This window comes from Paenibacillus profundus (assembly GCF_021369635.1).
GTDB classification, from domain to species: Bacteria; Bacillota; Bacilli; order Paenibacillales; family Paenibacillaceae; genus Paenibacillus_B; species Paenibacillus_B profundus.
This window is the reverse complement of sequence record NZ_JAJNBZ010000007.1, coordinates 141,341-160,992: the sequence shown is the minus strand read 5'-3', so window position 1 is coordinate 160,992 and position 19,652 is coordinate 141,341. Positions and strand designations below refer to the sequence as shown.

Sequence of the window (19,652 nt, the reverse complement as noted above, 5' to 3'; positions counted from 1 at the left end):
ATTTTTTATAAGTTCACTGCTTTTTCACTGGACTTGATTTGGTTTTTATCTTTTCTATTAAACATGATTTTCAACAATGGCGGTGTGACCAAGGTCGTAATAATAACCATAATGACGACGGAAGTGAAATACTCTGGCATCAGCAGTCCAGATTGTAATCCGGTCGAAGCGATAATCAGCGCTACTTCTCCCCTGGAAATCATTCCGGATCCAATGGCGAGAGCAGATTGATTGTCAAATCCAGTAAGTCGCGCTCCAATCCATCCGCCCACCAGCTTGGTAATGATAGCCATGATGGTAATCGTAATCAGCAGTCCAAGTTGGTCACCGATCCCTTCGAACGATACATTCAGACCGATGCTTACAAAAAAGACAGGAACGAAGACGGCGTACGCAATCGGCTCGACCTTCTTCTCAACCTCGTGCTTGAAGGTCGTTTGCGATACAGCGATACCAGCAGCAAATGCGCCGATAATCCCGGCCATCTGCATCCATTCAGCAAAGTAGGCGAAGCCGAAGCAAATAATTAAAGCGGCGCTAATGACCGCCTCGGTAACCTTTAACGGCGCTAACCATTTCATCACTCGCGGAACGAGGAACATGCTCGCCAAGAAGATGACGACAAAGAACAATATTTTTTTGCCAATCAACAGTCCGAGCGAAACATCCGAACCTTGTCCAAGAATACTCATTATAAAGGCAAGCAAGATAACGACCAATACATCATCGACTACTGCTGCACCTAGGATGGTCGTCCCTTCCCGAGAGTTCAATTGGTTCATTTCTTTCAGCACTTGGACTGAAATGCTGACAGAAGTGGCACAGAAGAGTACTCCAAAAAATAAAGCATAGCTAGGGGTAAAGCCGAATGCAATGGCTGCACCGTAGCCTCCGATGAATGGCAGGATGATTCCGCCGATGGCTACAGCAAATGCAGACTTCCAATTTTTTCGAAGCTGTTCCAAATCTGTCTCCAAGCCAGCGATAAACATAAGCAGGAGCACACCAATCTCGGATAGCTCATGAATGAAGCTGCTATTATGAATCCAGCCTAGAACGGCTGGACCCAGCAGTATGCCCACTAACAATTTACCCAAGACTGCCGGCTGCCCGATTCGAACGGATAAATCACCGGCTATCTTTGTGAATAGTAGGATTAAGAGAAGATACAAAATGAATTCCATTAGCTGTCTCACACTCCTTGAAATAATTAACAATTGTAAAAAAGACAAAGAGGAGCCCAGAATGGCAGGCTCCTCCAATTAAAACATTGTTTTTTTATTCAAATATAACCATATTATACGGGAGTGCAAAGTAAGTTGCAATACTTTTTTCACTAACCCAGTTAATGGATAGTTCCTCCTTCGACCATGGTAACATCCATCTGCAATCGAACCGGAACGTCATATCTGCGGGAACATGACTTGCGGACGTGTTTTTATGCGCGGTTGACGAAGAAAAGTCATGATGATAACATACAGTTAAACAATGATTTAAACGTCGTTTAAAATCAGGAATATGAAGATGTGCACGAGGAGGGATAAGATGAATCCACCGTTGGAGAATGACGTATCGACAAAAGAGATTATTTTGAACGTCACCTTAGAATTAATCAAAAGTGAAGGATTCGAAGCCGTAACGGTCAGAAAGATTGCCTCTCTGGCCAATGTTAACATTGCGCTCGTCAATTACCATTTCGGATCGAAACAAAAATTAATTAGCGAAGCCGTAAAAGTCTTGCTTACTTCATTTCAAGAGAGCTTCGAAGTACTAGACGATCTGACGTTGTCACCCAAGGAAAGATTAAAGATGTTCCTGCTTCAATATGTCAGCACCATTCAGCAATACCCCGAGTTGGTCAAAAGAATCATTACTCAGGGAGCCGTCACCTTTGAATCTCAATACGAGTATGGAATCTTTCTAAAAACAATGGGATTTCACAAAGCCCAAGCAATTCTGCAAGAACTGACGGGAGAAGAAGATGCAGAAAAGCTGATGATGATGATGACGCAAGTGTTCGGTGCTGTCTTCCTCCCAACGCTCATGCTTCCGATTTTGCAAGCAGGTGCAAATGTGAATTTGCCTCCAATTGAAATGCAACTAGATATATTGATTGACCGCTACTTTCACTAATATGAGGTAAATGGAGGCCGTATACCCGGTTGTCGTTACTACACTCGGATAAAAGGTTGATACCGTTCCAACCAGATTAGCTTGCTGTCGCTCAGCCAATTCACGAACGTGCCTTGACCGATCTTTTTCCATTTCGATGTCTTGAAGGAATATAGCCATAACTGATCATTATGCACTTGATACACAAATGACTTGTGATCCGGTGAATAGTGAACGAGAGGCCGTTCATTCTCCATAGAAGTTAATGAAACGCTGAGGTTTTTCGGAATGGGTAGCGTTTTGAACTTGGCTTCATCATTTGGGACAGTCATGACATTGCCTTTAATATTAGCATAAGGAGTTGGAGTGAACCCCCTCTCACCCGTACGCCATTTCCATGCCATTGTACCCTGTACCGCATTTTGATCGGTGTGTGCGGCATATTCGGTCAGCACCTCGATTGTATCCTTGTCGGAGAATCGCATCGGATACATGCTGAACATGCCATCGCTGTGGGATAAAAAAGCAGCATTCTGCCGTAAGCGCAGCAGCTTTCCTTCTCGCGAGAACACGTGCAAGTCAGCGCCTGGTCCTTCATACTTATCGGTGGTGATGAGCAATGCCGCATATTTGCCATCCGGCGAGGAGGAGACGCCGTATATTTGCTTGCTGCTCTCGAACAGCTTGACGTACTGTTTGGTGCTGACATTCAGCCGGTATAACGTGCGGCCGTTCTTCACAACATACGTCTCCTGCTTATGCATCCGATCGGACACCAGTTCATCGAAATTATCCGTCTTCACCCCAGGGCTGAATTTCGGGAACGGTATGAATGTCAACTTGGTCAAGTCCAGTGCCTGATGCGATTGACCCGTTCCGTACAGGATTAGCCGCTTCCCTTGCTGTGCCCCGCCGTCCATGAGACGGTAATCGATAAAAGGAGGCAGGTTGACATTGTAATCTTGCCCGCTTCCGCTCACGACATGAAGTACGGCATGTTCATTGACGGGCCAGTCTTGAATATCAGCTTCGTCTCCCCCGCTTGCAAATGTAGATACGGGCAGTACGAGGGCGAATGCGACCGTGATGACTGCAATGAATGATAGCGTGCGCCAACAGGAATGCGAATGTTTCAACATAAAGCACCTCACTTTGACTAAATATCATCTGGTTCATACAGATGTGAACGAGCTTTAAACCAATTGAACAAATGAGTGATTACCACCTTCAACACGGCATAACCGGGAACAGCCAAGACGATGCCAAGAATTCCGAATAAGTTACCGGCTGTCAGGATGACAAATATAATCGTGATCGGATGGATTTGCAATGACTTACCCATTATCTGTGGCGAAATGAACTTGCCTTCAATCAATTGGACTACCGTCCAGACGACGATCATCTTGAGCAGCATAACCGGTGATGTCACAAGCGCTACGATTAACGCCGGCGTGATAGCAATGGCAGGCCCCAAATAAGGAACGATGCTCGTGCAGGCTGCGATAACGGCCAAAATGAGCGAATACTCAAGACCGATAATAAGATAGCCAATGTAAAGCAGAATTCCAATACAGAAGCTAACGACGATCTGTCCGCGGATATAGGAGCTAATCTGATGGTTCATCTCCGTCATGACTTGTTCGGTCTGCTTCCGCAGCGTAGTCGGTACGAATGACAGAATGTACTGTGGCAACCGCTTTCCATCTTTCAGCAAATAGAATAATATGAACGGCACCGTTGCAAGAGTAAGGACAGTTTCTGTCACAGCCCCTAAAAAGCCGCCGATGCCTGACCATGTGTTATTTAAGAGGGTAGATGCACGTTCGGATATCGTATTCATCAATTTCGATGATTCAAAGGCAATCGTCTGCTGGAACCGATTAATGAAGTCACTGCCGATTAAATCGGTGAATAGCGTCTGGATTTGCTCGCTGAACACAGGGAAGTTGGCAATCAAGTCGGATACTTGTCTCTGGATGACCGGAATGACGGCCAACACGACAATCGTAATGATTCCGAGAATCAATATATAGAGAATAAGGATAGAAAATGGGCGCTTTACCTTTTTCTTTTCCAAATAATCGACTATGGGATTGAGCAAATAATACAAGACCCCCGACAAAAGCACCGGAAGCAGCACCGTCTTGATTAGGATGAGCAATGGAGCAAAAACAAAAGAAATCTTGGTCAAAACGAATATGTTCAGTCCGATAAGCAGCAAAATTAGCAAAAACAGGACAAATTTATTGTTGAGAAAAAACATCCTGAATTTGGTTGTCCTCGATGGAGGTCGCTCCATTCCCATTCCCCCTTCTCTACCTTCCCTAATATCAGCGTTGGGCAATCAATAAAAATATTATACAATAAAAACCAATCAAGCGTCATCGCGCTCGATTGGTTTACAAATTGGTATTCGTTTATCGCTTCTCTCGATCTGACGATTATATGATTAAGCTGCTAATCGCGAAGCTCATACCGATATACAAGAAGCAGAGCAGCACGCCTACGGCAACGTTGCCTTCTTGCAGCTGCTCGGACAGTTTCATCCTTGGCGTAACCCAATCGAACAGCAAATAGGTCATCATCAAGCATACATAGCCGACTGCGAACCAGAGAGCCATATGCCAGATCGATGTATTGGTGTAAGCCGAGATGCCAAGCACGATTGCCGTCGACAAAAATTTGCCGCCCATCGCAAGCCCGACAGCGACGTTTCCTTGCTTCAATTCATCGAAATCGTTATACGGCGTCAGCAAGCTGAAAATGTACATCCCAGCAAACTGCAGCACAATGATAACGAAAATACTAATCATAATATTGATGGCGATCAATCTGCCCACCCCCTGAATTTGGCCATCGCCAAATCATAATCAACAAAGTCATGCACTTCTTCCAACACAGCCTTCACCTTTTTCTTATCTTTCAACTGTAAGTAACGAGCCTCGTCGATCGGCTGTTTGACGGTATGCCCCGAAGGCAATGTCATGACGGCGAACTGACGGAACTTGCCTTGATACTCCGTTTTATATACACCGAGCAACTCGACATCGGCGCTTAAATTTACCTTTAAGCTTTGCAGATCTTTCTCCGCGTCCTGCTTGGATGGATACGACTTGATCGGTTCCCAGGACGATAATCGGACGTCATTGCGTCCTTCGTTGCCCGCGATCATTTCAGCGGTCATATATTGCAGCGTCCAAATCTTGTCTCCTGTCGCATAGTTGTTGTCATTCGGCAGCAGCTCGTTATCCGGCAGCAGCGTCATATCCCCGCCGATGATGTCGCCGACCGTGGCGCTATCAATTTTGTAGTCCCATGGGACTGTATTGGTCGCGGTTGCGCTTGTATATCCGGCATCGTCCGCTCCAGAATTGAACAGTTGACTGGCTATTACTATGAAAAAAATGATAACGCCAAACGCTATAATTATTTTAAGCGTGCGCTGGTTATCTTTGCTTGAATGGCCCTTGCGGTAACGGTTCGAATCCCGTCTCTGACGGTTCCAGTCTTGGTTCATGACTATCACCTCACTCCAATCGCTACGAAATGACTGCTATTACCTGTAATAAGCCCCCCGGCGCGTCCGAGGATGCCGCACGGCTCTCCATTAATGACGAATACACCGGTCAGCAGGTGATAATCTCCGTTGTGCAGCCGTACGGTTGCCAGTTCTGCCCGCTTCTGGAACACCCTGCTGAAGAAACAGCTTGTGTCAAAGCCCTCTTCATCTTTGGTTTCCATGTTGCCGTGCGAATCAAACAGACATACGGAGCCGCCTTCACGCCCGAACATCGATTTGGATACGTAGCTTCCGTCGAACACGGCTTTGTTGTAGGTTGGAAGCATATACTGTTCAATAACGGCGTGCTCTTCCGGTGTATACAGCTCGGACCCTAGTTCATGTACCGCCCAGATGACGGCTTGCAGCCCCTTCGACTGCAAGATGACCGCATGCAGTGAATTAAAGAGCCGCACATTGCCCGTTTCAATGGCATAAGATAACGCTTCTCCCCCATCATCGATCGCCATCCACTCTTTCGGGTACAGCGCGAAGAGACTGTGAATCGCCTGCTGTGTAGCATCCTTTACCACGCCATCGTCGACCCACAGCTCCAGACAATCTATACAGCGAACCGGAAGCCCGGAATGCTGTACGAGCATATCGATCGTTCCTGAATCTTCAGCATGCTCCCCATAGCCCACGCAAGCGGCATAGTCCGGCCGATCCACAGCCCAAGCTTCCTTCACCCGGTCGGCCATGGCCGAGTTCGGTGTCCATGCGCCGAGTTGGTCGCACATCCACGGCGTTGCCACTGCTGCTTCCACATATCCGGTTGGCGTATCCGCGTTTAATTCCAACAGCTTGATGGCCCCGTTATCCGATATGGCAAAGTCAAAACGGGCATACTTGCTCAGCTTGCCGAACTCGTCCAGCGTCAGCGTGTCCAATCCATCCCACAGCACTTCCGGAATGGACAACAGGTCGTACAGATCCCTCCGTCCGATAACGAAGCGGGCTGCTTTGTCAAAAATGCTCCACAGCTTTGCCGATACGGAAAAAAGCTCCTGATACGTGTGCCTATTCATGGTGACAATCTGGTCTATCCAATACCGTTCCTCCTGCCAATCGGCCCAACCGAATCCAAGCGCTGCAAGCTGATCGACACGTGAAGCCCTATCGGCATGAGGCGTCCCGATTACTTCGAATCCCATTATCCGCCGAAGCCTCCTCCCTTCGAGCTGTTCGAAGAACTGAACCCGCTCGATTTGCCGCCGATACCACCAGGAGAGGAAGAATTCGATTTAGTGCCGCCGACGGACGAACGCCGAATTATCGAACCCGATCCGTTCGACGTGTGCGGGCGAATCGCCGAATTCACGACGGGACGATTCTGAAATGCATCAGCCGAAAACGATTTGGTCTTATAGGGCGCATTAGTGCGCGTATCGTAGACTCCGCCTCTCGTCGACCAACCGGAAGAAGAATAGGCTCTTCCATTGTTGAATATCAAATGGTACAGCAGCATATCGTCCCATCCGAAGCCGCCGTGATGGATGACGGTCGGTGATTGGCTGCTAGCTCCACCTGAGGCAACAGCGCCTCCACTGCCACTTCCTTGCTGCTCCCCTTCCTTCTCTTGGGGCAGAGGAATGTTCCAATCCACATTCGCATCGAAATATTTCTTGACTTCCTCCGTAGACCATTCTACTAATTTAGCCTGATCGGCCGGTGCAGCCGCTTCCTGTCCCAATGCCGATGGGATTAAGAGCAAGTTGGCCGCCAAGGCGACGCCCAGCGAGGTGCTTAACACCTTTAATGATTTCTCTTTATGTCTAGGTTTCTCTTCCGGAGCTTGTTCACCGGTTCGTTTCTCCTCGTTCATCTGTTCTTGCCTCCTCCCCTGCTTCATCCGCTTTATGGCTTCTGTGCCGCAACGACAAGCAGTTCAAACTCCCCCGTGTTTACGTTCAGGCGTCCTTCCAGCATCTCGTATTCGATGTCGTTCACGAGCAAATAATTAGCATGATCCAGCAACTGGACCATATTTGCGTTCCATTCCCGTTCATCGATAGGAAGAAGTTCCCCGGAGGCTGATTTTTCGAAAATAACGATTTTGGTGTGCAATGAATTCTCCTCCAAACTTGTTCATTATCCGTTATCAAAAAGGGACTTTTTGAACTACCTCTAATCATATCTTTTTACGGCGTTAATATATGGTAAGTTTCATATCTAAAACAACCAAGGCATTTTTGCTGCGTAACAATAACAGGTGTTACGCTTTTGAATCGTTTTTGTGATGACTTTGTAACGATAACGGTTCAATAGTCATTTATAGTTATGACAGGAATACATATCGTGATGACTGCGGGCAGTGAATCGGATTCAAGTCGCTTGATGAAGTATATATGCTGTTGAGGATAATCCCCCGTTTTCTTATGTAGCAGATAACGGGGGTTTTTATGCCTCCATTCATGCGGACGCACCAATCGAATATAGAAAGGATAGAGAATGAATGGATCGCATGTGGATTGGTGATCGGGTTATACATAGCATTTATCAGTGGAATGACAGAGCATTCCATTTCATACATACGGTTTCGGTTTCAGACTATGAAGGAGATATGAAATATGAATGGCCGGAGTAAGGAACAAGGACGCTATATGACAGGGTTGGATGGACTCCGCGCATTGGCGGTGCTCGCGGTCATCATTTATCACCTTGACCCGAGTTGGCTGCCTGGAGGATTTCTGGGAGTCGGCGTGTTTTTCGTATTGTCTGGCTATCTCGTTACGGACATTATCATTGCCGCACGGACACGAAATCATCGAATTCATCTCAAAGACTTCTGGATTCGCCGTTCACGCCGGCTCCTTCCCGCCATGCTCGTCATGCTTGTAGCCGTCGTGGCGTGGATTACAATTATGGATAAGTCCCTGCTCCCTACGGTAAAAGGGGATGTGCTGGCAACATTGTTGTATTCCAGCAATTGGTGGCTTATCTTTCATCAGGTTTCGTACTTTGATCATTTTGGGCCTCAATCCCCTTTTATACATATGTGGTCTCTTGCAGTGGAAGGACAGTTTTACCTGATATGGCCGCTGCTGTTAGCTATTGCTTTCCGTTATGCTCCGAAGCGCGGACAGCTGTTTGCAGCAATACTCGCCGTTGCAGCGATTTCATCTATGGCTATGGCGATTATGTATGAGCCTGGAACCGATCCTAGCCGAGTCTATTTCGGAACGGATACCCGGGCATTCGCTTTGTTGCTTGGATCAGCGCTCGCCATTTTGTGGCCGAGCGCTAGATTGCGCATTGGAATTTCTCGCCCGGAGCGGGTGATGATTGAAATTATCGGCTGGTCCGGACTCATTGTCATCATCGAGATGTTTTTCTTAATGAATCGATATGACGATATGCTGTATCGCGGCGGATTCGTCCTCCTGTCCATAGCTGCTGCCATGGTGGTCGCAGCGGTCGCTCATCCGGCAAGCAGCTTGAGCCGGCTGTTGAGTTGGGGGCCGCTCCGGTGGATTGGCGTTCGATCCTACGGCATTTATCTATGGCATTATCCTGTTATCGTATTGACCAGTCCGGCTGATCGGAGAGGGGAAACCGATTGGAGCCTGATCATTGTACAGATCGTACTCAGTTTCATCGTTGCCGCAATATCATGGCGGTTTATCGAAGAACCGGTTCGTCGCGGCAAGTTGGGGTCGGTCCGCCAACAAATCGCCGACCGGAGTTGGCAGTGGCATCAGGTACGGATAAAGCATTGGATTGCATCAGTATGCATTTTGGGCGTATTCATCGTATTTTGCTTCGGCATGAGTTATCAGACTCCCGTCATCTCGGCCAGCAACGAGACGCATGAGAAGAGCCCTTCTGTTATGAGGGATCACCGTAAGCCAGATAAGCCCGACAAGCCTGCTCCCGATCGTTCCAAGCATGAGGGTGGTAAGGCTGAGACAAAGAATAACCCCGATCCTTCTCGCAAGCCTCATGTCGATTCGGTAGTTAACAAGCAGCCGGATCCGCCGGACTCGGGAAGTATCCAGGCAGAGCTCATGGTGACGGCCATCGGTGACTCTATTATGGTCGATGTCGCGCCCTACTTGGAGCAGCAGTTCCAGAATATCGAAGTTGATGCGGAGATCGGCCGCCAAATGTCCAAAGCTCCCGACGTGCTGCAGCAGCTTAAAGAACAAGGTAAACTGGGCGAGTATCTCATTGTTGAGTTGGGAACGAACGGGGTATTCAACAAGAAAGAATTGATTGCCTACTTGAGTTCGCTGGAGGGTGTCCGACAAATCGTATTAGTAAACACCCGTATGCCGGATGAATATGAGAGTCAAGTCAACTCCGCTTTGAAAGAAGTCGCTGAAGCACTGCCTAATGCCACACTCGTCGATTGGCACGCGGCCAGCAAAGATAAGGACTCCTATTTTGCACCTGACAGAGTGCACCTGAATAAGTCCGGAGCCAAGTATTATGCCTTGCTCGTAGCCGAAGCGGTACGAGTAGGATTAGCGCCTGCGAAACGAAATGACGGATAAAAAGGTAGGACATCGTGCTCACACAAAGTACGATGTCCTTTGATTTAAGCTGGAACTAAACGTCATCCAGCACAGCTCCTCTTAACAAGCGAAAAGGCAGGGATAAAAGCTGAGCCGTGTCCTCTTTGTCTCATCCTACATTGGATTCTGTCCAATGGAACAGCACGTAAACCTCTTTGTCGGTAGGTTTGATTGGAGATCGTCCAATGATATGACACTCATTTCGCCGCAATCGCAGAAAACAGCCCGATCCACTGTACAAAATACAGTTAAAATGCCGTATAGCCGCCTCATCCATACATTCTACTGTAAATTTTCCAATGGAACTTACTTTGACCGCGGAAAAACAATGTAGTTCAACCTATATAGCATTTTTAATCCAAACATCGATTCACCATTCAGTTCTATCGGGGACTCTGACATTATTGCAAGGTGCAGTCGGTGCTGGCATTAGTCCTTTCATGAAGTTTCCAGTATAAACAAGTAACTGGCAGTCTACATTAGATTTACATGAAGTCTAAGGCATGATAAGGAGTCTATTGTAATGCAGACTGAAAATTGCAATATGTCCGCAGTGAAACGTAATTTGAGACAACAATTGGAGCAGGTATTTGGCGATATCCGCCACAGTCTGGATGTGCTCGATCGTGAAAATAACTGCTTGCTCGGTATGTTTGAGCATATAAGGAAACAAATCATACAGATCGAATCGACAGCCGCTTCGTTCTATTTGAATTGTTATTTATCTCCGTATACTGACAAATATGCCGAGTTGACATTAGGCATTAATCATTTGACACAGCGAAGGCTCGGTGCGTTGATTGTCGTGCAGCGAGAAGATTCGCTTGAAAATTTGATTCAGCCGGGCACTCCTATTGGTGCAACCTTAACCCATTCGCTGCTCGAGTCCATCTTCATTTCAGGCAGTCCCCTCCATGACGGCGCCGTCATCATCCGAGCGAACGAAATCGTGTCGGCTGGCAATATTTTGCCCCTGTCCCATTCCGTCCCTGCCGGAACGAAAGTAGGAACCCGGCATCGTGCCGCAACGGGATTGAGCGAGCGCAGCGATGCCCTTGTTCTCGTCGTCTCTGAAGAAAGAGGAACGGCATCATTCGCCTTGAATGGCAAACTCTATCCAATTGCTCCCGTTAATCCGAACGACGAACAGCCATAACCACCATCTGTACGACCAATGGAGGTTATGGCTTAATTGCACTCCACTATTGTGGACGCTCTATCGAAAACAGCTTTCCTAATGTGGAATAATAGCTTCCTGCCAAACGGCTGACCGGATTTAACTTTTCGGGATCAATACGGCCATTGTCATAAATGTCATCCGCGATCTGGTAGCGAACGACACGAGCGATAATCAAATCGCAGGTCGGTATTTCGCCAGTTCCCCCGAGCGGTATGGACCTTTCCAACACACATTCCATTCTGACCTTCGCTTCAGCGATGCTCGGGACGGCAATCGTTTCGCTTGCAACCGGCGTTAAACCGGCTAACTCGACTTCGCTCTCATGCGGTGGCAAGTTGGCCGCCGTTTCGTTTACGGCCGCAATGGCGGCTTCATCCACGATGTGAATGACAAGCGCCCCCATCTCGATTGCATTTCTGGCTGTATCCTTCATGACTCCGTTTTTGCGTTGCACCGATACCGACAGCATCGGCGGCGTACTCGAGACGATCGAGAAATAGCTGAACGGTGCGGCATTTAATACTCCATCCTGCGAGAGCGTCGTTACGAAAGCAATGGGTCTCGGAATTACACTGCCGATGAGCAGCTTATAATTATCCCGTTCGCTTTGCATTGCCGGATCAATCGATATCATATCTATCCTCCTGTTCACCCTGCGCAATTATTTCAAAAATTGTTCCCGAAACCAAGTCGCTGCTGCTGCCGCCTCCGAAGCTGTCAATTGATGGCCGAAGTGCTCCCAATGGATGGCAACCGATGCACCCGCTTCGCTGAGCAGCTTGTTAAGCTCTTCTGTTTCCTGAGGCGAACAAATCGGGTCATTTGTGCCCGCCCCAATAAAGATAGGGGTGTCTGATAAGCCAGGAAGCTCTATGCCTCTCCGTGGAACCATGGGATGATGGAGAATGGCGCCCTTCCATGCAGCTTTATAATGAAATAGCAGGCTGCCTGCAATATTAGCCCCGTTGGAGTAACCGACGGCAACCAGGTTCGTTCTGTCGAGTGAATATTCATCAGCAGCCTGCTCCAAGAAATCGTACACTTCTTTTGTCCGGGAGATCAGATCTTCCTCATCGAAGACGCCTTCGGCCAACCGTTTAAAAAAACGTGGCATCCCATGTTCCAGTACATTGCCCCGGAGACTGAGCACTGAGGATTCAGGAGAAATGATGTTGGCGAGCGGCAGCAAATCGTGCTCCGTTCCTCCGGTTCCGTGAAATAGAACTAGCGTCGGCGCCTTTGAATCGGCACCCTTTTCGAAAATATGCTTCATTATTTCCCCTCCTCCAATGTACGTACTTGGATCGGATGCAAGTTTGCTTCAATTGCAGAGCGATGCGGTTCAAACCATTTTGGCAGCATCAATTTCTCGCCTAACGCGTCTGCGTCTTCATCGCGCGCAAAACCTGGCGGATCCGTCGCAATTTCGAATAAGATGCCGCCTCCTTCCCGAAAATAGATGGCATTGAAATATTGACGATCGATTATCGGCGTCGATTGATAGTTGTTCTGCTCTACTATGTTTCTCCATTCCTCGTGCTCCGCAAAGTCTTTCGCGCGCCATGCAATATGGTGTACGGTGCCTGCACCCCCATTTCCAGCCTCCAAGCTAGTCAGTGGCACATCAATGAGGTTGCCAAGATCGCCTGCAGCCTGGAAACGAGCATATTGGACGTCTTCTCCGACTTTTTTTAATCCAAGTATATTTTCGAGTGTATCTATCGTCTTCTCTGTATTCGTGCTGAATAACACGGCACCGCCAAACCCTTTAATCGCCTTGTCGGTCGGAATGCCACCAAATGTCCACTCGCTATGTGGACCTGCTTGTCGTTCGACGAGTTCGAGCCGCAGCCCTTCATTGTCCGAGAATTGAAGATAATCTTCCGCAAACCTTGTCGCTTTCATGACCGAAATTCCGAAGCGCTTCAAGCGATCTTCCCAAAAACGAAGCGAGCCTGGGGGTACGACATACGTCGTAATTCCCACTTGACCGCCACCGATACGTCCTTTACGCGAATTAGGCCATGGGAAAAATGTAATGATCGTGCCTGGGCTTCCCGCATGATCGCCGAAGTAAAGGTGGTATACTTCAGGAGCATCGAAATTAATCGTTTTCTTGACGAGCCGCAGACCAAGCACTCCAGCGTAAAAGTCGACGTTTGCTTGCGGATCTCTTGCAAAGGCCGTAATATGATGAATTCCTGCAGTTTGCAATGTCATATGTGTTCTCTCCTTTATCGTTCACCAATATAGTCCGATAACGAACCGTATCCTATCCTAAAAACGTCATAATCATTTAAATCATTTACCTATTAGTTCGATGCTTATTATCTTCATTTCGAGATATCATTCCAAAAAAGTTCCGCTGCTAAATAGGATTGTGAGACTATCCTTATTGAACTCTCGGCATGAATGACTCTGCGGTCTTCCTGGCGCCATTACGTTTCATATCATAAACCTCATGATCCATGAGGGTCCGATAGACTTTGGAAAGGACGACGAACAGCTTAAGCGAAACGCCCTGGTCATTATCCATCGTACGGTTCATTCCATGTCACCTCCCGGATAAAGTCTTTACTTTAATTATCTTGAATTAAAGATATTATATTTTTATACTCTTGTCAAGTCAGTACATCCTCTCAACTTTGGGGATTGAAAAAGAACCTGGCGGCAATAATACCGTCAGGCTCAGCAGTACTTACAATTCGATTATAATCCAAACCGGTACCGCTGCCTCTTGGTTCCCGAAAGCCGCATAATCGTTTCCGCGGCGCGCAGTCGATGCTCCTCGTGCTCGGAATCGAGCAATTCAACGAGCACGCGCATCGCTTTATCGTGCACTTCACCCAGCTGCGTTCCTGCCGCGCTCTGCTTCGGCCGCATCCACATCGTTCGCGCTTCCAGCTCGATAGCGGCCTGTTCCATCTCGATCTGTTTCTGTGCGTAATAGTAATCAGGCTGCACTTCAATCACCTCATTCTATAATCATCGATTCAACCTTTCAAGCTGCCGTCTATGCCTCAAATCTCCTTGTCCCTTGCCGTATTATTCCATCCTTTGACCTTATGAGCTTCCATCCGCGCCCAAACGGCCGATGTACATTAATTTGCCTGCCTCGTAATCGTCTGCGCCGCCATCCAAGATGCGCCGCACGTCTTCCAGCGTATCCTGCAGCGATATCCATTCGCCCTTCTTGTTCGTATAAGGCTCCGCGATATAGAACGGCTGGGTGAGAAAGGCTTCCAATCGCTCTCCGCGGCGATACGTCTCGACTTCGTTGTCTGGGATATGCTCCAATCCGTGCACAGTGACGAGCGCGTGCAATTCCCGATAACGGCGCAGCAGCTTCCGCGCGCGTTGTTGAACCGTCAAGTGGGTCGCCTCTAGCTGGGCCCCCTCCAAAATCGTAGAAGTGGAAGCAATCGGATCCACCGCAGGGAATAATCTGCGGCTCGACAGCCCCATGTCGAACCGCCATAGTGTATCGAGCGGTCCATATGGCAGCTCGGCGTCGACGGACTCACCGCGAGTATCCACGAGCGTAATCGTGACCGGCCGTTCTCCCGGTCCCTGCAGCCGCTCCTGCAAAGCCAGCAGTTCTCCCGACAGCACTACTTCGCGGTCGGCTCCGAGAAAGACATCCCGTTCGTTACGCAAGCTCGAGATATGCTCATACACCTCATCCATCGACCTGCATGTAATATCGGCCGCATCGACCGCATCGCTAACCCCGGCGCTTTCATCCGCGGGCATCCAGAACACGGCTGTGAACCCGCGCTGGCGAAGCCGATGGAAGATTTCCGCCAGGACGACCAGCTGTCCCATCCCTGGCCGCGCGACCAGACCGACCGTACCGCCCCGCACAAGCGGAGCGAACAAATCCAACGTTTTTACGCCTGTCTCGATCATGCCCATCCCACTCCCCCGAATGATCAATTCATCTAATGTACAGCCGGCAAGCGCGGCGAGAGTAACCAACGTTCGGACTTCCGCTCGCCCAACGGGTATTTTGCCGGTACACAGGTTCGATACGGTAGCTGGCCTCAACCCGGCTGCCTTGGCCGCTACGGTCAGATTCGGAACCCGCCGCCGCAGCAATGGAACATTCAACTGTAAATGCTCACTCACTTATACTCCCTCCTTTGTTACTTTATATAGTAATTATATTTACTCTAAAAAGCAATGCTTATTTGCATGATTATTCCATAAATCCGCACTAGTCCAAAACAACGCACAAAAAAACCAATCGAACAATATCGAGTTCGATTGGTTTATCGGTTGTGTTATACCTTTATTACTGGACGATCCGGTCGATCAACCCGTATTTTACAGCCTCCTCCGCATCCAAAAATCGATCGCGGTCCGTATCCTGCTCAATCCGTTCGATTGGCTGGCCGGTATGCTCAGAGAGGACGCGATTAATCTTGTGCCGGGTCTTTATGATCCAATCAGCATGAATCTGGATGTCAGCCGCCTGCCCACGCACCCCGCCGAGCGGCTGGTGAATCATCACCTCGCTGTTCGCGAGCGACAGCCGCTTGCCCTTCGCGCCTCCCGCGAGCAGAACGGCGCCAAAGCTTGCCGCCATCCCTATGCAGATTGTAGATACATCAGGCTTAATGAAGCGCATCGTATCATAAATGGAGAAACCGGAGGTCACCGAGCCTCCCGGACTGTTAATGTACATTTGAATATCCTTTTCGGGGTTCTCTGCGGCTAAAAACAGCAGCTGAGCCACAATCGAATTGGCCATCTGATCTTCAATTTCTCCGGATACCATGACGATTCTGTCGCTTAAGAGCCGGGAATAAATATCGTAGCTGCGCTCTCCCCGGCTGGTCTGCTCTACCACATACGGTACTAAATTCATGGGACGCTTCTCCTTTCATTATGCCGCCAACATGGAATGGAAGCTGTAGACGGTGTTTGTCCCCATTCCCTGACTGCGGCGGGCGCGGTGCTCGAGCACTGTCCCTATGCATACAACAGGCTCGATGATATCGTTCATTCCCAAAGCGACGAGCCGGTTCGCATCACCATTGCGGAATGCGGACAGATAAGCTTTCAACAGCTCTTGTTCCGCGTCCTGATCCCATGGGTCGGGAAGCCGTTCGGCTTCGGAGTCGCCGAAGGATCCAAGCACTGTGCGGGCACGATGAAGCGCTGACTTAATCGCTCCTTCCGTAGTGTTGAGCAGTGTTGCGGTATCGGCTGATGTGTATCCGAACGCCACCCTCAGCAGAAATACGGTCCGCTGCAGCGGCGACAAGTGCTTGAGCATAATCCACAACGCGGACTCCAGCTCCAGTCGGGTATCGACGCCTGACTCAACCGGAAGTTCCGTCGCGTCTTGAAGCCGCTTAGCGGCACGCTCCTTGCGGATGCGGTCAATCCAGGCATGCTTGGCTGTCCGCAGCAAGTAAGCTTCGGGATGAACTGATTCGCCGCCTGTGCGGCGTAAAGCCGGCAACGCCTTGAGGCAAGCTTCCTGAACGAGATCCTCCGCTTCCCACTTCGAAGCAGTCAGGGATAGACAATAGTTCCGGAGCGAAGGGAGCGCCCCAATAAGAGCAGCATGCACCTCAGCTTCGGATGATTGGAAATCGGATTTCACAAAGGCCATGGAAAGGGCCCTCCTTTGCTAAGTCCATCATTTACACTAAGTAAACGTATGAACGATTGAAAAAGATACGCGGCTTCAAAAAATGCATAAATTCCCTATAATTGAACGGGCTGGCGATATCCGCTCCTTCTTTTCCTCCAAAATAATTGTACGGCTATTCTCCTACGGAATTTCTTGCAAAACTCGAAAAAAACGAAGTGAGAGCATTTAAACTACTGGCTCGAGCCACTAAAAACAAGATACGGATACAGGATCTACATACGAAGCAGGGGCGGGAAAATAAGCAGGTACGGCAAAGCTCTTCAACTCATGCAGCTTATTCATTTCTTGGTTTATCTGACTCGCGTTTGCTCGAAGATATGGATGCATCAATCAGATATATAATGAGCACAAAACCAATCTCAGAAAGAATAGAGAAGTGAACCGAGGTCATCAATTCATCAATAATATGAACAGCAGAAAAGTCGAGTAAAATCCGAAAAATGGCGGCGTGCCGCTTCTTGACAATTCGCCCGGTTTTATGAAAGTATCTGGCTTTAAAAAATATTAAAATCACATTGACAATAGCATCGGCAATCAATGAAAAACCAAAAAACATTAATATCGACGTCCATGATTCATATTCGACTCCTAATAATTCGAAAATGCCGATATTAAAAAAAAGAAAAAAACAAACAACTCCAATCAGTATAGAAAGCAATAAAACACCTACAATAATGATGGGAATTATCTCTTTTAACATTTCCTTTTTTCTTTTCATTTTTTACCTCTCTCGTTATGATGTGGCTAATAAATGAAGAAGCCAACTCCTTAAAGTTGGCTTCTTCATTTATTATATCAATGTCATAATTACTTTTGCAATTGCCTCAGCAACATCTTTTGGAACTTTAACCGCAACTGCTGCTTTCACTATTGCCCCTTCTGTCCATTTCTCAATAGAGTCAAGCGCATCAGCCATTTTCGATGAATACTTTCTTACGTTTTTAGCCATCTCTTTGTTAAATAGTTTGAGAAAAGGTTCTAAGGCCCATCCTCCGATTCTTAAAGCATGTTTAATAGTCTTCATCGTCCATGTGACTACACCGGAAGTTTCATACGAATTAGAATTAGTGCTAGGAGAATAGTGAATTGAAGTAGACATACTTGTATTGCTTGCATGTTGTTTTTGCTGTTGCCTTTCAGCTGCCAGTGAAATCGTTGGTGCTAGTGCCATTGTTACAATTGAAACAGAAAGAATCAGACTGATTCTGCCTTTCGTCAAAAATTTCATATATTTACCCTCCCATACTATCTATTCCTTTTCCATCATTACATAATTTATCCATATATACAAGTATCTTTATTAAAATTTAAATAATAAAAAAAGAGATTTTTATATAATTGAAAATCAACGCAAACATAGAATGCGATATATGAGAGGAAGTGTGTGCACAAGAAGGGAAATATGTAGTAGTAAATATATTTCTTGCAGCCGAAACGAAGATAATCATTTGAAATCTGCTGGTCCGAACGATATCGCCAATGCCTTGTACTCCCGTACCTGCGCCCCTAGGAACGGCAACCAAACCGTTCGAACCGGGTAAATCGGACGGATTTCATCAAAGGCCGTGGCAAAAACAGGGCGCGAATCTTGCAGTTTCCGCTAAAGTCGTCAAAAAGGTGCATATTCATGCAATGTCTTAGTGACTAACCGTTTTAAATCAAGCACTCGGTTTGGCGCCTCTGCCGTCGAATGATTCAGCATATCACATAAGGCAATTAGATCTTCTAACTTAGACAGCAGCTTCCAGTTGGAAGGAAGAACTCCGCCGGATTGCACATACGAACGAATAAAATGGCGCTCAAACGTAGAGTCGTTCTCTTCATAGCGTAACATGTTGGCGATATCCACAAGCCGGCTTCCGGAAAAAGCGAATTCCCAATCCAATACTGCCGACACGGTGCAGCCTCGCGATTGCTGGATAAGTATATTTAATCCGTTAAAATCGGAATGGACAAGAACTGGTGCTTCCAGTTGCTCCGATAACTGCGGACCATATCGCTGGCTGAATGACCACAGCGCTTGCGCAAGCTCCTTCCCAAGCCAATACCCAGATTTCTTTACAAAAAGACTATCCTCGATAAAAGCGAGAAAATGATCGGAATCCATCCTAAAAGAGTGAGTTACATCGAGATTTTTACCGAAAAATCCGGCTACGGGAAAGGAATGGGCATGAATTTGGGCGAGGCTGCTGCCGACGGAAGCCGCTGTCGCAATGACATCTTCGGCAGCGCCTTCTCTTAGCACATCTCGCAAAAGCGCCCCTTCTTTCCACTCGACTACGGCCCACGGCCTCTCGAATCTGGTGCAGCTCATATCGGCACACAGAATATGCGGGACAGGGACGGTGTCCTGAACGAACCGGGAAATTGCAAGTTCTTTGTCCGCCACCTCTTCGCCTCCCCTATATAAGCGAAGCACGTAGGGCTTATCTATTCCGTCAAGTTGGATCTTATAGTTGGTATTGCTGTATCCTTCGCTAATTCGTGTTGCAGCAGTCAGTCGTTTGCTGTTAAATAAGGGGCCGACCAGCGCCTCGATTTCAAGCAAGTTAAGTGCTACAGGAGCTTCCGTTCTTTCCCAATTGTCTTTCATAATACGAGCCTCCCTCATGTTCAACA

At 47.9% G+C, this 19,652-nt stretch carries 22 protein-coding genes; 3 read left to right on the top strand and 19 right to left on the bottom strand.

Annotation, left to right across the window (positions count from 1 at the left end):
- Positions 1 to 5: 5 nt before the first annotated feature.
- A complete protein-coding gene (locus LQV63_RS11975; protein ID WP_233696888.1) occupies positions 6 to 1,184 on the bottom strand; it encodes a cation:proton antiporter in 1,179 nt (392 codons plus the stop codon).
- A gap of 361 nt (positions 1,185 to 1,545) precedes the next feature.
- Between LQV63_RS11975 and LQV63_RS11970 the strand changes: the two genes are divergently transcribed.
- A complete protein-coding gene (locus LQV63_RS11970) occupies positions 1,546 to 2,133 on the top strand; it encodes a TetR/AcrR family transcriptional regulator (protein WP_233696887.1) in 588 nt (195 codons plus the stop codon).
- Between the two features lie 38 nt (positions 2,134 to 2,171).
- Here LQV63_RS11970 and LQV63_RS11965 read toward each other — a convergent pair whose 3' ends face one another.
- The 7 genes from LQV63_RS11965 to LQV63_RS11935 all read right to left on the bottom strand — a co-directional run bounded on the left by LQV63_RS11965 (position 2,172) and on the right by LQV63_RS11935 (position 7,738).
- The gene (locus LQV63_RS11965) at positions 2,172 to 3,251 is read right to left on the bottom strand and encodes a hypothetical protein (protein WP_233696886.1); all 1,080 of its coding nucleotides are present in this window, start codon (positions 3,249 to 3,251) and stop codon (positions 2,172 to 2,174) included.
- 17 nt (positions 3,252 to 3,268) lie between these two features.
- A complete protein-coding gene (locus LQV63_RS11960; RefSeq protein WP_019422070.1) occupies positions 3,269 to 4,411 on the bottom strand; it encodes an AI-2E family transporter in 1,143 nt (380 codons plus the stop codon).
- Positions 4,412 to 4,553: 142 nt separating this feature from the next.
- The gene (locus LQV63_RS11955) at positions 4,554 to 4,943 is read right to left on the bottom strand and encodes a DUF350 domain-containing protein (protein ID WP_233696885.1); all 390 of its coding nucleotides are present in this window, start codon (positions 4,941 to 4,943) and stop codon (positions 4,554 to 4,556) included.
- The gene (locus LQV63_RS11950; protein WP_233696884.1) at positions 4,940 to 5,629 is read right to left on the bottom strand and encodes a hypothetical protein; all 690 of its coding nucleotides are present in this window, start codon (positions 5,627 to 5,629) and stop codon (positions 4,940 to 4,942) included. Before LQV63_RS11950 ends, LQV63_RS11955 begins: the two co-directional genes overlap by 4 nt.
- 5 nt (positions 5,630 to 5,634) lie before the next feature.
- Positions 5,635 to 6,825, bottom strand: a complete 1,191-nt coding sequence (locus tag LQV63_RS11945) for a glutathionylspermidine synthase family protein (RefSeq protein WP_233696883.1) — start codon at positions 6,823 to 6,825, stop codon at positions 5,635 to 5,637.
- On the bottom strand, positions 6,825 to 7,496 hold the full coding sequence (locus LQV63_RS11940; RefSeq protein ID WP_019422074.1) for a hypothetical protein: 672 nt from the start codon (positions 7,494 to 7,496) through the stop codon (positions 6,825 to 6,827). The genes LQV63_RS11945 and LQV63_RS11940 overlap by 1 nt, the downstream gene beginning before the upstream one ends.
- Before the next feature lie 32 nt (positions 7,497 to 7,528).
- Positions 7,529 to 7,738: a hypothetical protein gene (locus LQV63_RS11935; protein ID WP_019422075.1), complete on the bottom strand. Its 210-nt coding sequence runs from the start codon at positions 7,736 to 7,738 to the stop codon at positions 7,529 to 7,531.
- A gap of 503 nt (positions 7,739 to 8,241) precedes the next feature.
- Between LQV63_RS11935 and LQV63_RS11930 the strand changes: the two genes are divergently transcribed.
- Together LQV63_RS11930 and cdaS are read left to right on the top strand one after the other, a co-directional pair.
- Entirely contained in the window at positions 8,242 to 10,167 is a 1,926-nt protein-coding gene (locus LQV63_RS11930; protein WP_233696882.1) for an acyltransferase family protein, read from the top strand.
- Between the two features lie 544 nt (positions 10,168 to 10,711).
- Positions 10,712 to 11,344: a sporulation-specific diadenylate cyclase CdaS gene (gene cdaS / locus LQV63_RS11925; RefSeq protein ID WP_019422078.1), complete on the top strand. Its 633-nt coding sequence runs from the start codon at positions 10,712 to 10,714 to the stop codon at positions 11,342 to 11,344.
- A gap of 46 nt (positions 11,345 to 11,390) precedes the next feature.
- Here cdaS and LQV63_RS11920 read toward each other — a convergent pair whose 3' ends face one another.
- From LQV63_RS11920 to LQV63_RS11870, 11 genes are all read right to left on the bottom strand, one after another.
- Positions 11,391 to 12,002, bottom strand: a complete 612-nt coding sequence (locus LQV63_RS11920; RefSeq protein WP_233696881.1) for a flavin reductase family protein — start codon at positions 12,000 to 12,002, stop codon at positions 11,391 to 11,393.
- Positions 12,003 to 12,029: 27 nt separating this feature from the next.
- A complete protein-coding gene (locus LQV63_RS11915; RefSeq protein WP_233696880.1) occupies positions 12,030 to 12,641 on the bottom strand; it encodes an alpha/beta hydrolase in 612 nt (203 codons plus the stop codon).
- Positions 12,641 to 13,588: a ring-cleaving dioxygenase gene (locus tag LQV63_RS11910; RefSeq protein WP_233696879.1), complete on the bottom strand. Its 948-nt coding sequence runs from the start codon at positions 13,586 to 13,588 to the stop codon at positions 12,641 to 12,643. The genes LQV63_RS11915 and LQV63_RS11910 overlap by 1 nt, the downstream gene beginning before the upstream one ends.
- A gap of 172 nt (positions 13,589 to 13,760) precedes the next feature.
- Positions 13,761 to 13,916, bottom strand: coding sequence for a hypothetical protein (locus tag LQV63_RS11905; RefSeq protein ID WP_233696878.1), 156 nt, complete (start codon positions 13,914 to 13,916; stop codon positions 13,761 to 13,763).
- A gap of 161 nt (positions 13,917 to 14,077) precedes the next feature.
- Positions 14,078 to 14,332, bottom strand: a complete 255-nt coding sequence (locus tag LQV63_RS11900; RefSeq protein WP_233696877.1) for a hypothetical protein — start codon at positions 14,330 to 14,332, stop codon at positions 14,078 to 14,080.
- Between the two features lie 99 nt (positions 14,333 to 14,431).
- A complete protein-coding gene (locus LQV63_RS11895) occupies positions 14,432 to 15,496 on the bottom strand; it encodes a hypothetical protein (protein ID WP_233696876.1) in 1,065 nt (354 codons plus the stop codon).
- 166 nt (positions 15,497 to 15,662) lie between these two features.
- Positions 15,663 to 16,238: an ATP-dependent Clp endopeptidase proteolytic subunit ClpP gene (gene clpP, locus LQV63_RS11890; RefSeq protein ID WP_233696875.1), complete on the bottom strand. Its 576-nt coding sequence runs from the start codon at positions 16,236 to 16,238 to the stop codon at positions 15,663 to 15,665.
- Positions 16,239 to 16,256: 18 nt separating this feature from the next.
- Complete coding sequence (locus tag LQV63_RS11885) at positions 16,257 to 16,991, bottom strand: RNA polymerase sigma factor (protein WP_233696874.1); 735 nt, start codon at positions 16,989 to 16,991, stop codon at positions 16,257 to 16,259.
- A 316-nt stretch (positions 16,992 to 17,307) separates the two neighbouring features.
- Positions 17,308 to 17,751: a YrvL family regulatory protein gene (locus tag LQV63_RS11880; RefSeq protein ID WP_233696873.1), complete on the bottom strand. Its 444-nt coding sequence runs from the start codon at positions 17,749 to 17,751 to the stop codon at positions 17,308 to 17,310.
- Positions 17,752 to 17,823: 72 nt separating this feature from the next.
- Entirely contained in the window at positions 17,824 to 18,261 is a 438-nt protein-coding gene (locus tag LQV63_RS11875; RefSeq protein ID WP_233696872.1) for a hypothetical protein, read from the bottom strand.
- A gap of 381 nt (positions 18,262 to 18,642) precedes the next feature.
- Positions 18,643 to 19,626 (bottom strand): phosphotransferase family protein, encoded by a 984-nt coding sequence (locus LQV63_RS11870; RefSeq protein ID WP_233696871.1) that lies wholly within the window; start codon positions 19,624 to 19,626, stop codon positions 18,643 to 18,645.
- Between the last annotated feature and the right edge of the window lie 26 nt (positions 19,627 to 19,652).